We start from the raw sequence: 13,363 nt of genomic DNA on the forward strand, positions 1-13,363 counted from the left end.
AAATATCACCCGGATAGTGCCCAGCCATCGCCACCCGCGACAATTAGGCACCCAGGCAAAAGCCTTTTACCCAATGGTCATGCCTGGAAGGCTTGCACCATGTAGTCGACGAACAGCTTGACTCGCAGCGGTATCTTGTCGCGCTGCCGATAGCAGATGTAATGCCCCCTGCCCCGCGCCTGCGCCGCATAACCCGGCAGCAAAACGATCAAACGCTGTTGCGCGATCCAGTGCTGCGCCTGATAGCCGGCCAGCTGTGCCACACCACCGCCGGCTACGGCCGCGAGCGCCACTAGCTCCGGGTCATTGAACAACTGGCTGTAAGGCAACGGCAGCCGTATGAACTGCCCGTCGACTTCAAACTCCCACACATGCGGCTTGCCCGACTGCGCCAGGCGAAAGGCGATAGTCTTGTGCGCCGCAAGGTCTTCCAGGGTCTGCGGGTAGCCGGCTGAGTGCAGGTACTCAGGCGCGGCGCAGGTGACGAAACTCATCGGCGCCAGTTGCCTGGCGATCACATCGGCGTCCTCCAGCCGCCCGTTGCGAATCGCGACATCCACGCGACCTTCGGCGAAATCCACATGGCGATCATTCAGATCAAATTCGAGGGTGATGTCCGGGTGGGACTTACAGAACCCAGGCAACAGCGGCGCAATGCACTTGCGCCCAAAACCCACGGTAGAGCTTACGCGCACTACGCCGGACGGCGACTGGGTAGCGTGTTTCAGCGCTTCGGTCGTGCGCAACAGATGCTCGACACTGGGCAGGCACTCTTGAAAAAACCGGCGCCCTTCCTGCGTGACCGCTACGCTGTGGGTCGTGCGTTCCAGCAGCTTGATCGCCAGTTGGGTTTCCAGGCGGGTAATGCTGCGACTCACCGAAGGCACTGAAATGCCCAGGTCGCGTGCTGCCTCGCTGAAGCTTTCGCTGGCCGCGACTTTCATGAAGGCGATGACGCCGGCGAAGTTTTTTCCGATGGACATCGGTGAGGTTTCCTTGAAGGGCGCACGCCAAAAGCATCGACGGTACCCAACCGCAAACCCAAGCGCCCTAGCCAATCCGACGGTTTTTCGGTAGGCCAAACTGCGGCTTTACAGCCCTTTTGATCTGGCACAAAATCCCTCCTTATCTAGAAAATATCGGGATCGCGCCATGCTTGAACACCCATCGATTAAGTTTGGCGCGGCCCCCGTGCAAGGTTTGGTCCGGGAGTATTTGCCCGGCTTGCGTGAACCTCACGTTCACCCGGAACACGCGCAAATCATGTACGCCATCAAAGGTTCGATGACGGTACTGACGGCCGAAGGCATCTGGGTTCTGCCACCGCAGCGGGCGCTCTGGATTCCGCCAGGTGTCAGCCACACCTTCAAGCATTCGCGTCAGGTGTCGATGCGTACCGTATATGTGCGTCAGGGCGCGGCCAGCATTCCACCGTGGGCCCGCTGCGCAGTGTTAAATGTCGGGACGCTGGTGCGCGAGCTGATCCTGGCCTGCGCGCAACTGCCAGGCGAGTACCCCGAGCACAGCCGCGAAAGCCGCCTGGGCACCGTGCTGCTGGACCACCTGGCATTGCTTGAGCAAGACGCCTTTTACCTGCCTGAACCCTCGGATAAACGCGCGGTGCGCGCCGCCAACCTGATCAAGCAAAACCCCAACGACACTCGGCCGCTCAAGGAAATCGCCTTCGAGGTAGGCGCCAGTGCACGCACCCTGGAGCGGCTGTTTGCTGCCCAGACCCGCATGGGCTTCGGCGCCTGGCGCCAACGCTTGCGGATGATGGTGGCCCTGGAAAACCTCGCGGCGGGGGAAAGCGTCAGCAGCACCGCCGCCGCGATTGGCTACGAAAGCTCCAGCAGCTTTATCGCCGTGTTCCGCTCGGTGTTCGGTTGCAGCCCGGCCAGGTATTTCGCCCAGCGTTGAGCCGGCCTACAGCAAGGGAATGCTGTAGCTGACCATCAACCGGGCTTCGTCTTTGTCAGCGCTGTCATTACCCCGCAGCACCGCACCACGCCACATGAACCCAAGCCCCTTGAAGGTGCCGGCAGGAATCACATAGTCAACCCGCACGTCCCGCTCCCACTCGGTATTGTCACGACCTGCCGTGCGGATGTGGCTGCCATGTATGTAGGTGACGCTGGTCTTCAGCCCCGCCACGCCCAGGTTCGCAAAATCATAGGCATAGCTGGCCACCGTGGCCTGTTCCCCGGCGTTGACGAACTTCAACGACTGGGAGTTGGTGATCAAATACACCGAGCGGCCCTGCCCCTGGTTGATATGGGGGAAGTCACTTTCGCCCGTGGTTTTCTGATACCCCAGGCTCACCGAATGGCCTTGCAGCGAATAAGTAAACAAGGCACTCCACAGGTTATTGTCGACCTTGCCATTGTTGACGCCCGGCCCGTAGTAACCCGAGCTGACGTAGCCCTCGGCACGCCCCGCCGCACTGGAGTTCTTACCGTCCGAGGTACTGTGGAAGTAGCGCAGGTCACTCTTGAACTGGCCCACCGGCAACCGCCAGTTGTGCACCAGGCCGAAGAAGTGTTGCTGGTAAAAGTTTTCAAGATTCGCGTAGTAATACTGCAACTGCATCTGCTTGCTTACGGCGTAATCCACACCACCGTAGTAAAACTGATTGCTGGACGTGCCCTTGACCGGATCGTTTGCGCCAGCGATGGACAAGCCCTGGCCGTTGCTGGAGTTACGGTCAAGCACCTGCTCGATTTTGCCGGCGACGAGGTTGAAGTCTTTCAGGTCCTTGGAGTCCACCTGGTAGCCACGAAAAGTCTGGGGCAACAACCGGCCGTCTTCATACATCAGTACCGGCACCCGGGGCATCAGCGTGCCCACTTTCAGTTGGGTCTGGGAGATGCGCACTTTGCCGGTGACCCCGGTCTTGCTGAAATCATTGGCAGCCTTGCCATCAGACAGCGGGAAGACGCTACCGGGTGTGTTGTCCTCCCCCACCTTGCCGGCACGCCCTGACGCATCCAGCCGTACGCCGTACAGCTCTTGCAGATCCAACCCCAGGCCCACCACCCCCTCGGTGAAACCGGACTGATAATTGAACATGAAGGCCTGGCCCCATTCCCGGTCCGAGGCCCCCTTGGCATTGCGCGTGTCCTGGTTGAGATAGAAGTTGCGCAGGTCCAGGGTCGCTTTACTGTCGTCGATAAAACCCGATGCAGCCGCCTGCTGTACAACGCCGAAAGAAACGGCCAGGGCCAGGTAAGTCTTGTGGTTCATGAAGGCTCCGAACAGTGAACACGACTGTCCCGTCGACCCAGTGATGGCAGCCGTTTTTTATTGTGTGTTGCAGTGTTTTCATTCGACGGGAGGCGCGCACGATATAGGCCTGGCGGTTGTGAAAACAGCCGCCAAAACGGGCATTCACTTTTCCAGTTTTTGTAACAATGAGGACGACGCGCAGGCGTCTGGAACGGGCTTTCCTCGAGGGTCTTAAGTCAACTGCGAGTACAACGACTCACGCTGCAGTGCCGTCTCGCTCCGACAGCCAGCGGAGCTTTTCCAGCATGGGATCGAACATCGCGCGTACCGCCTCGACTGCCGCGTCTTCATCGCCAAAGATAATCGCCTGGACGACTTGCGCATGGGCTTCAAGCCCCGGCTCATACAACTCGTTGTCGGCAAAAATCGCCAGATACTGGCTGTGGAACGAAGAGCTGAATGCGCGGTACATCGACTGCAAGACCACGTTGTGGGAAGCCACGGCCACCGCACCGTGCAAGGCCTGGTCGCGGTCGACGAAATCGTCGAGTTGATCCCCGAGGTTATATTCGCCACGCCGCGCCAGGGCGTGCCACAACCGGCGGATATCCTCCAGGGTGCGACGGCGCGCAGCGAGTCGGGCGGTTTCGACTTCCAGCAGGTACTGGGCCTCCAGGTGGTCGCGGATCGCGCTACGTTGTTCACGAATGCCATCGATGATCGAGGCGACCCAGGCGTGATTGCAAAGACCGGCGTACATGGGCCACTCCTGAAAGATCATGCCCCTCGAGTATGGAGATTTATGCTCACCCAGACTCCTTCCGGCCCGCCAACTAGTCGCTCGATTGCGCCACTTTTTCTCCCGGCTGGTTGTAGTGGACCAGCGGCGATTGCGGGTCGAGCAGCGAGGTGCGGATGAAGTGCAGGTAGCTTTCCACCCGTCTCAGGGCTGAAGTCTCAAAGTTCCCGGCGAATGGCTCATCGGTCTGTTGCACGCACTCAATGGCGTGCTCGACAGCCTCCAGCGCGCGCTGCAAATAACCGGGCCCAGGCTTGACGAACAACCGCACCAGTGCGCGACCCATTGCCCGGATGGCGAGGCGCCAGGGCATGCTCTCGGCGCAACAGGCCTGCGCCGGCAACCGGGCCTGCTCGCGGCGCAACTCGATGATCGCGTGCCCCACGTCCAGTACCACGAACGTCCAGCGCAGCAGGCGATGCTGCACCGATGCCCTGCCCGCCGCAAAGTTGTAGGCCTGGTTGAGCAGGTCGCGGGTGCCGCTTTCGAAACCGGAGCCCAGCGCCGGCAACGGCGCGCTGATGGCAACCACCACCTGGCGGCGCAGATCCTGTTCCAGCCGGCGCCACAGCCAAGGGCTGTTGGGTGGCAGGATAATCGCCCCCGCCGCGGCGCACACCAACATGCCAAACACCATGGCGAGATAGTCATTGATCAGCCCGTAGGGGTTGTACAGCGTCAGGTTGGCAGGCACTGAGCTGGTGCCGAAAAACACCAGCATGCCCAGGCCATAGCCGGCCAATTGCGGCCTCGCCAGCCAGAACGAACCCAGTACGATCACCGGCGCCATGACCACGCACAGCAACGGAAAACCGTCGATCATCGGGTACACGAAAAACACTTCGAAAATGCCAATCACCGCTGCCAGTAGCGTACCGCAGGCGATTTGAAACGACATGCGCCTGGGGTTGGCAGAGAACGCCGACAGGCCTACGGTCAGCGCCGACACCAGGGTCATGGCCGCGCCGCTGGGCCAACTGGTGGCAATCCACAACGTACTGAGCACCAGTAACACCACCGCGGCGCGCAACCCGGCCGCAAGGGTCGCCAGCCAGTTGGTCCGAGGTTGAAACGGTTCGTTCCATTGCTCTCGCACATGGTTGTGATCGGCGAGGGACGCATGCGTCTGGGCGTAGCTGTGCAGCTCGTCGACAAAGCGGTAGAGCAGTTCATACGCGGTGTGAAAGTCCAGCAGGTCATCGGCTACGGGAGCGGTATGTTGCAACGCCGCACGCAGGCGCCGGACCCGGTCTGGCAAGCCGGCTTTGTAGACTTTCAGTTCGGTGGACAGCACGGCCGCGTCACGGTCCGTCAATGGGTGCCCGGCGAAGGGTTTGAGCAGCTCGGCCAACGCGATCAACCCCGGATCGACGGCCTGGACCACCTCCACGCCACCGCGCAGGCGAACCCGTTCAAGCAGTTGATGCAGCGCGTTGAAACGCGTGGTGATCGCCATGAACTCGCTGTTGAGGCGGTTGATTCGCCCATTGCGCTGGCGCATGTAAGGGTCTTCGAACACGCTGACGCTGCGCATTACTTCCAGGCCAACGGCCTCGGCGATAAACCCCAGGTTGGCGCTCTCGAAGGCCGCCTGGTCACCGGTATCACGCAGGCGCTGCCGCACAAATCCGGCAAAGCGGCCAAAGCGTTGGTACAACGTGTTGCGCATCGCCACGCTGGAGGTTTTAGGCAATACGGTGGCGCTGATCAGCGTCGCGCAGACGATCCCCAAGGTGATCTCCAGCACTCGCCAGACGGCCGCCATGAATACCTGCTGCGGATGGCCCACCACGGGAAGCCCGACCATCACCGCCGTGTAGCCGGCGAGCACAAATCCATAGGCGCGGAAGTTGCGATTGCGCGCGGCACCACCGGAACACAACCCCACCCACAATGCCAGGCCCGCGAGAAACAGCTCGGTGCTCTGGGCAAACAGGGCCATCAACAGCACCATGAACGATGAGCCCACCAACGTGCCGATGAAGCGATAGATACTCTTGGCGAGGACGTGCCCGCTGTGGGGCTGCATCACGATAAACACAGTGGTGATCGCGGTGCTCGGTTGTGGCAGTTCCAGGCGCATCGCCAGCCACAGGGTCAGGTACGAGGCGATCAATACCTTGCCCAGGTAGATCCACATCACCCCATCGCTGCGGGCCCACTCCATGAAGCCCCGGCGCCAGGGCAGCGACACCAGCCAGCGGCCCGCTCTACCGGCGATATTGAAACGACGAACAGTGAGTCGAGGCACGCGACCTTCCGGCTGACGGGAAATGGGGCGGCGACTCTAGGGGCTTCCATGCGCCCCGGTAAGTCATCAGAAACGTGAATGACTGTTACGTAAAAATCCACAATAAATAGCGTTTACAGCCGTGGATGAGTTCATGCCACACTAAAAAACGTTCCACCTGGAGAGCATCGATGGACATCCTGCAGAACATGCGCATCTTCCGCTGCGTTGCCGAAGTCGGCAGTTTTACTGGCGCGGCAGTGCAGTTGAATAGCAACACCACCCATATTTCGCGTTCCATTTCCAACCTTGAAACCCACCTGCGAACCCGCCTGTTCAACCGCACCACACGCCGTACCGCACTGACCGAATCCGGCAAACGCTACCTGTTGCGTTGCGAGCAAATCCTGCGCTCCGTCGAGGAAGCGGAGCTGGAAGCCGGCGACGCCCACACACGCCCTACCGGCCAGTTGAAAGTGCACTCGATGACAGGCATCGGCCAGCACTACGTGGTGGACGCCATCGCACGCTACCGCAAGAACTACCCCGACGTGACGTTCAACCTGAGCATGAGCAACCGCACGCCGAACCTGGTCAACGAAGGGTTCGACGTGTCGATTGTGTTGGCCATTGACCTGCCCGATTCTAGCCACGTTTCACAGAAACTGGGCACGACCTACAGCATCGTCTGCGCCTCACCGTCCTACATAAAAAACCATGGTGCCGCGCAAACGCCGCAAGACCTGCTCAGCCACGCCTGCCTGCGGCTGGTCAGCCCGGTGATCCCGCTGGAAGACTGGACGTTCGACGGCCCCCGTGGCCAGGAGAGCGTCACCATCAGCAGCTCGCCGTTCCTGGTGGACTCGGTCGACGCCATGAAGACCGCCATCAGCAACGACATGGGCGTGGGCATCCTGCCGGTGCATGCGGCAATCAAGGGGCTGCGCAGCGGCACTCTGGTGCGAGTCCTGCCCGAGTACCGCCTGGAAGAACTGAGCCTGTACGCCATCTACCCTTCCCGGCACTACCTGGATGCAAAAATCAAAACCTGGGTGGAGTACCTGCGCAGTTCACTCCCGGAAGTGCTGGCCGACCATAAGGCTGTGCTGAAGATTCGCGACCGGGTCAGCTACGGCTGATCATCGCTGATAGTGCTGATTCAGCCATCCGAGTGCCCACCGGCGGGCACTGGCGTCGGCCTCCATGACGCCATACAGGTCCGTCACCGCCACCACCGGCTCCTTGTCCAGCACATGCCGGATGCACTCGGCGATCTGCATGAAGCCGATGCGTCCGTCCAGAAAGGCCTGCACCGCGACTTCATTGGCCGCATTGAGCGACGCCGGTGCCGTGCCGCCCACATCCGCCACCTCGCGCGCCAGGGCCAGGCAAGGAAAGCGCTTCTCGTCCGGTACTTCGAAATCCAGCCGGGCCACCTTGAACAAATCCAGTGGTTCAACCCCTGAATCGATCCGTTGCGGCCAGGCCAGGGCATGGCTGATGGGCGTGCGCATGTCCGGGTTCCCCAACTGCGCGAGCATTGAGCCGTCGACGTAATCCACCAGCGAATGGACGACGCTTTGCGGATGGATCACTACCTCGACCTGGGACGGCCTGGCGCCGAATAACCAACAGGCCTCGATCAGTTCGAGTCCCTTGTTCATCAGGGTTGCCGAGTCCACCGAAATCTTGCGGCCCATGGACCATTTCGGGTGAGCGCAGGCTTGGTCCGGCGTTACGTTGTGCAGTTGCGCCATCGGCGTTTGGCGAAACGGCCCGCCGGAGCCAGTCAACAGAATGCGCCGCACGCCCGCGTGGGCCAGGCCGTGTTGAGCATGGGACGGCAGGCACTGAAAGATTGCGTTGTGCTCGCTGTCCAGCGGTAACAGCACCGCCCCACTGCTGCGCACCGCCTGCATGAACAACGCACCGGACATCACCAGTGCCTCTTTGTTGGCCAGGAGGATTTTCTTGCCGGCCTCGACGGCGGCCATCGTTGCATTCAAGCCCGCCGCACCGACGATAGCGGCCACCACCGTGTCCACATCCCGGTGACCGGCGACGAATTTCAGACCGCTTTCGCCGCCCACTACCTGAGTCTGAGAGCCCTCCTCCAACAGTTGCTTCTGCAGCGTCGCCACGGCTTGCGGCGTGGGCACCACGGCGTAGTCCGGACGGTGCAACAAGCATTGTTTTTTCAACAGCTCCAGTTGGGTGAACCCGCTGAGGGCGAAGACTTTATAGCGCTCGGGGTGACGCGCGATAACGTCCAATACGTTGACGCCCACCGAACCGGTAGCGCCCAGCACGCTGATGGCTTGCAAGCGTTGACGGGTGGCGATCAGCTGGCGAATGACTTTTTTGCGCGGAATAAGCGACATGACGTAATGAGCCTGACGTAGAGAAAACAGCCGCCATTAACCAAGGAAAGTGCCAGCGCCGTCATCGCGATAACGCCAACAACTATCGCAAAAAAGCCAAGCCTTCGATCAGCTCGAAAACGGGCCTTGGTCATAACGACTACAGCACGTCATAAGGACTACATAACACTCGTGTCATATCGACTACAAAAAATATATCCAACTGATTTATAGGAACTTTTCATATGGCATGAATCCTGATCAGTGCTGCGCGCCCCTTTGGCAATCTATAAAGAGAACCCCATGAACAATGACTTCAACCACCGCCTTGCCGTAGTGACCGGTGCCAGTTCAGGCATCGGCCTGGCTGTCACCTGCAAGCTGCTTGAACAAGGTGCGCAAGTGGTCGCCATGTCGCGACAGATTGGCGAATTGGGCGCATTGGCGGAGCGTTTTGGCGAGCAGCTCTACTGGCTGGCGGGGGATGTCACCCAGGCTGCCGACCAGGCACGCCTGGCGCAGTTGACGGCGTCCATCGGACCGGTGGATTACCTCGTGCCCAATGCCGGGATCGCACAACTGGCCGATGGCCTGGACCTGGCCGCCTTTGACCGGCAATGGGCCGTCAATGGAGCCGCGGCTCTCAACACCCTCGGCAGCCTACGCGAGCAAATGGCCGCCCAGGCGTCGGTGGTATTTATCGGTACATTCCTGGAGCTGGCGACCTTCCCTGGGCTCGCCGCGTATATTGCTTCGAAGGCCGCCTTGCGGGCGCAAATGCGCACCCTGGCGGTGGAGCTGGCGCCCCATGGCATTCGTCTGAACATGGTATCGCCCGGCCCCACCGCCACGCCGATCTGGAGCACCTTGGGGCTCAGTGACGAAGCGTTGGGCGGCGTTGCCACCACAGTCAATCAGCGCCTGCTCAATGGGCAATTCCTAGAGCCGGGCGCTATTGCCGATGTGATCCTGTTCCAGTTGAGCCAGGGCGCACGCAGTGTGTTTGGCCAAGACTGGGTGGTCGACGGCGGCTACACCCTGCGTTGACCATGGCCCCGCAGGCCTAATGCGCAGCGCACAGGTCTGCGGGCAATGCCTTGGCGCCTCCGAACGCCAAGGCCTTCCACCCAATCACAAGCAATGACAGTGCGGCAAATATCAAGCCGCAGCCGATCACTCCGGTGGTGCCGAATGCATTGATAAACAGCCCGCCCACGGACGCCCCGATCACCACGCCGGCATTCGCCGAGGACACATACAGGCTGGTTGCGAACTCATGCGCCTCGGGCGCCGACGAGGTCAGCCAGACTTGCGTGACCACCAGCCCGCAGGTATGCGCAGCGCCCCACAGCAGCACAATCAAGCTCATCGACCACCACGACGGGCTGCCGAACGCGTACAAGACCACGTACGCCGCCGCCAGCACAATGGGGTACAGCACCACCGTCGCCACCATGCTTTTGCCCAATAACCGGCCCACCAACAGGTTGCCCGTGACACCGCCCACGCCGAAGATCACCAGCATGATGCTGATGGCCTGGCCATCCATGCCGGTCTGGGTCCTGAGGTACTCGGCGGCATAGCTGTAGACCGAAAACATCGTGGTGAACACCAGCACCGTCGCGATGATCGCCAGCCACACCGACAGGCTGCGCAGCACCGCCAGTTGCTTGCCGAAACTCAGCGGCATCGGGCGTTCATGATGGGGCAGTTTCAACAGCAGTCCGACACCTGCCAACCCCGTTGCCAAAGCGCAGAAGAAGAACGATGCCTCATAGGAAATACTCGCGCCCACCCATGTGGTCAGCGGCACCCCAAGCACCAGGCCCAAGGTTGTGCCCACCACGGCCAGGGCCGTGGCATGCGCCGCGCGGTCCTTGGGGTACAAGGACACCGCGGTGGAAAACGCAGCGGCAAAAAACACCGGGTGCAGCATCGCCGGAATTACCCGCAACGCCATCAAGGTTTCGAAGTTCGGCGCAAACGCCGACAGCACGCTGCACACGGAAAAACCAAAGAGCGCGCCCACCAGGATTTTCTTGCGCGCCAGGCGCGACGCCATCAGCACCAGGAAAGGCCCCAGCACCGCCACGATCAGCGCAAACAAGCCCATCAATAACCCGGCCTGAGACACGCTGATGCCGAAACGTTCGACGATCATCGGTAAAATACCGACCACACCAAACTCCAGGGTGTACAGGCCGAAAAGACCCAGAATGATGTAGATCACCGGCCGACCTCGATCACGATCTTGCCAAAGGCACCGCGCCCGAGATGAGCGAAGGCTTCGGGCACTTGCTCGAAGCCGTAGGTGTGATCGATTACCGGCTCGATGCCGTGGCGGTCGATCATGGCAATCAGATCTTCCAATGCGCGGCGCGGCCCCACGGAGATGCCGATGATGGAGGCCCGCTTGCCCAGCAAGGCCATGACCGGAGCATTCAATTGGTCACTCTCCAGCAGGCCGATCACCGAGATGCGCCCACCGTTGGCTACCGCGTGCAGGGAACGCGTGAGGTTGTCACCGCCGGCCATTTCCAGGATATGTTCGGCGCCACGCCCATCGGTCAGCGCTTGCACCGCCGTGTGCCATTCCGGTACCCGGCTGCGGTTGATGCCATGGGTGGCACCCAGCTCTATGGCACGCGCGATCTTTTCATCGCTGCTACTGGTGATGATAACGCGGGCACCATTGGCCGCAGCCAGTTGCACCGCAAACAACGAGACGCCACCGGTGCCCTGCACCACCACGGTATGGCCGGCGTGCAGGTGGCCCAGTTCGAACAGCGCCATCCACGCCGTCAAGGCGGCCACTGGCAAGGTGCTGGCCTGCCCTGCGGTGAGGCTGAGGGGCGCATGCACGCACCATTCGGCAGGTGTTGCCACGTACTCGGCGAGCATGCCGGGGAGCGGGCCACCCTGAGGCGGCGCTTCACTCCAGGACAGCGGAGCGCCATCGACCCATCCGGCAAAAAACGTCGACAGCAGCTTGTCGCCCACCTTGAAACGCGTAACGCCCTCGCCCACGGCGACCACCGTGCCCGCCATGTCGGAGGCCGGCGTGAATGGGAATGTGAGGTCGGCACCCATGCTGTTTTCGACCACTTCACCGTCGCGGTAATTGAGCGAGACGGCCTCGACGCGCACCAATACCTCCCCGGCCTTCGCGATGGGGCGTGGCACGTCGGCAAGGCGCAGTGTGTGCAGTCCCAATGCAGGTGTTTCCCAGCGTTTCATGGTGTCGGTCATCTTGGTATTCCTCGTGAATGGGCAATGCCACAAGGATATGGGCCTGTCCTCACGGGATTAAGGGGGCGCCGGCTCCACTGTCTACGGAGCTTTTGTTCCGCAATCGGGATAAGGTAGCCAGGCCTCGCCTCAGCCAAACCGGAGCCTCGATGGACAGCCTCAACACCCTGAATGTTTTTGTGCAGGTCGCCGAAACCCGCAGCTTTGTCGCCGCCGGGCGCGTGCTGGGCGTAACGGCCTCGGCAGTCGGCAAGAGCGTGGTACGCCTGGAGGAACGCCTGGGTGTGCGCCTGTTCAACCGCAGCACCCGCAGCGTCACGCTGACTGCCGAGGGCGAGCTGTTTCTGGAGCGCAGCCGGCGCATCCTGATGGAGATCGACGAAGCCGAAGCCGAGCTTTCGCAAACCGTGTCGGCGCCTCGTGGCCGGCTCAAGGTCAGCCTGCCGCTGGTGGGCCATCCGTTCTTGCAGGTGCTCGCGCAATTCAAGAAAGCCTACCCCGAGGTGCAGCTGGACCTGAGCTTTACCGACCGCCGCGTGGACGTGGTGGAAGAAGGTTACGACGCCGTGCTGCGCAGCGGTGAAGCGCCCGACTCGCGCCTCACATCGCGCCTGATCGGCGGCTACCGGATGCTGCTGGTAGCATCACCGGCTTACCTCGCCGAGCGCGGCACGCCGCAACGGCCGGAAGACCTGGCTCAGCATGCATGCATCAAGTTCCGCTACCCCAACACCGGCAAAATGCAGCGCTGGCCCCTGCGCCAGGACGGGGTGGAAGCTGATTTCCCACTGCCCGCCGCGATGGTCTGCAACAACCTGGAAGCGCGCATCTGCTTTGCCGTGCAAGGTATCGGCATCGCCTACCTGGCGGATTTCGCCATTCGTGAATGGCTCGACAGCGGACAATTGGTGCCGGTGCTGGAGGCGTGTTCGGAAGCAGAGAACTTCCGGATCATGTGGCCTTCGGGCCGCCATCCAACGCCCAAGCTGCGGGTGTTTATCGACTACCTGCATGCGCACCTGTTTCCCGAGGATGGGCCTGCGAGCAAACGTGCAGACTGCCGGCCCACGTCTTGATCACAGCGCCTGATCAGCGTCGAACTGCTCCCGGGATCGCCTGAATCCGTCGGCATTTTCCACCACCCACGTCCACAACGGAATCATGTGCACCAGCAGCTGTTTGCCCAACTCCGATAGCTGGTATTCGACCTTGGGCGGCACCTCCTGGAAGTCATGGCGCAGCACCAGGCCATCGCGCTCCAGCTGGCGCAAGGTCCGCGTGAGCATGCGCTGGGTGACGCCCTCCATGCGTCGGCCGATCTCGGCGTGGCGCAGCCGGCCGTTCACGCCCAACAGGTGCACGATGCCCAACGACCAGCGGTTTCCCGCATGGGTCAGCACCTGCCGTTTGAGCCCGTCTTCATCGGCGCTAAGGGCTTCACAGGCGGCTTGTGAGCGCCTGATGATCTCGTCGTTATCCACCTTCTACTCCCGGTATCAC

At 61.4% G+C, this 13,363-nt stretch carries 12 protein-coding genes; 4 read left to right on the forward strand and 8 right to left on the reverse strand.

Annotated features, from left to right (window positions below):
- Positions 1 to 77: 77 nt before the first annotated feature.
- Positions 78 to 983: a LysR family transcriptional regulator gene (locus HX801_RS09870; RefSeq protein ID WP_003207388.1), complete on the reverse strand. Its 906-nt coding sequence runs from the start codon at positions 981 to 983 to the stop codon at positions 78 to 80.
- A 208-nt stretch (positions 984 to 1,191) separates the two neighbouring features.
- Between HX801_RS09870 and HX801_RS09875 the strand changes: the two genes are divergently transcribed.
- Positions 1,192 to 1,920 carry a helix-turn-helix transcriptional regulator gene (locus HX801_RS09875; RefSeq protein ID WP_158213527.1) on the forward strand — a complete coding sequence of 243 codons (729 nt, stop codon included), beginning with the start codon at positions 1,192 to 1,194 and terminating at the stop codon, positions 1,918 to 1,920.
- Positions 1,921 to 1,926: 6 nt separating this feature from the next.
- Here HX801_RS09875 and HX801_RS09880 read toward each other — a convergent pair whose 3' ends face one another.
- The 3 genes from HX801_RS09880 to HX801_RS09890 form a co-directional block, all read right to left on the reverse strand.
- Positions 1,927 to 3,243, reverse strand: a complete 1,317-nt coding sequence (locus tag HX801_RS09880; RefSeq protein WP_177008592.1) for an OprD family outer membrane porin — start codon at positions 3,241 to 3,243, stop codon at positions 1,927 to 1,929.
- Between the two features lie 238 nt (positions 3,244 to 3,481).
- Positions 3,482 to 3,985: a FadR/GntR family transcriptional regulator gene (locus HX801_RS09885; protein ID WP_003207381.1), complete on the reverse strand. Its 504-nt coding sequence runs from the start codon at positions 3,983 to 3,985 to the stop codon at positions 3,482 to 3,484.
- 73 nt (positions 3,986 to 4,058) lie between these two features.
- Entirely contained in the window at positions 4,059 to 6,191 is a 2,133-nt protein-coding gene (locus HX801_RS09890) for an FUSC family protein (RefSeq protein ID WP_177022030.1), read from the reverse strand.
- A 254-nt stretch (positions 6,192 to 6,445) separates the two neighbouring features.
- On the opposite strand from HX801_RS09890, the gene HX801_RS09895 reads away from it, so the two are divergent.
- Complete coding sequence (locus tag HX801_RS09895; protein WP_003207376.1) at positions 6,446 to 7,393, forward strand: LysR family transcriptional regulator; 948 nt, start codon at positions 6,446 to 6,448, stop codon at positions 7,391 to 7,393.
- Here HX801_RS09895 and ispC read toward each other — a convergent pair whose 3' ends face one another.
- Entirely contained in the window at positions 7,394 to 8,635 is a 1,242-nt protein-coding gene (gene ispC / locus HX801_RS09900) for a 1-deoxy-D-xylulose-5-phosphate reductoisomerase (RefSeq protein WP_177021988.1), read from the reverse strand.
- Between the two features lie 282 nt (positions 8,636 to 8,917).
- Between ispC and HX801_RS09905 the strand changes: the two genes are divergently transcribed.
- Positions 8,918 to 9,661 carry an SDR family NAD(P)-dependent oxidoreductase gene (locus HX801_RS09905; protein WP_003207372.1) on the forward strand — a complete coding sequence of 248 codons (744 nt, stop codon included), beginning with the start codon at positions 8,918 to 8,920 and terminating at the stop codon, positions 9,659 to 9,661.
- 16 nt (positions 9,662 to 9,677) lie between these two features.
- On the opposite strand, the gene HX801_RS09910 is transcribed toward HX801_RS09905, so the two are convergent.
- Positions 9,678 to 10,844: an MFS transporter gene (locus tag HX801_RS09910; protein WP_003207370.1), complete on the reverse strand. Its 1,167-nt coding sequence runs from the start codon at positions 10,842 to 10,844 to the stop codon at positions 9,678 to 9,680.
- Positions 10,841 to 11,863, reverse strand: a complete 1,023-nt coding sequence (locus HX801_RS09915; RefSeq protein WP_003207368.1) for an NAD(P)-dependent alcohol dehydrogenase — start codon at positions 11,861 to 11,863, stop codon at positions 10,841 to 10,843. The genes HX801_RS09910 and HX801_RS09915 overlap by 4 nt, the downstream gene beginning before the upstream one ends.
- Before the next feature lie 149 nt (positions 11,864 to 12,012).
- Between HX801_RS09915 and HX801_RS09920 the strand changes: the two genes are divergently transcribed.
- Complete coding sequence (locus HX801_RS09920) at positions 12,013 to 12,939, forward strand: LysR family transcriptional regulator (protein WP_003207367.1); 927 nt, start codon at positions 12,013 to 12,015, stop codon at positions 12,937 to 12,939.
- Here HX801_RS09920 and HX801_RS09925 read toward each other — a convergent pair whose 3' ends face one another.
- Entirely contained in the window at positions 12,940 to 13,344 is a 405-nt protein-coding gene (locus tag HX801_RS09925) for a helix-turn-helix domain-containing protein (RefSeq protein WP_003207365.1), read from the reverse strand.
- Positions 13,345 to 13,363 lie beyond the last annotated feature (19 nt).

The organism is Pseudomonas sp. G1002 (assembly GCF_013385455.1).
Lineage (GTDB): Bacteria > Pseudomonadota > Gammaproteobacteria > Pseudomonadales > Pseudomonadaceae > Aquipseudomonas.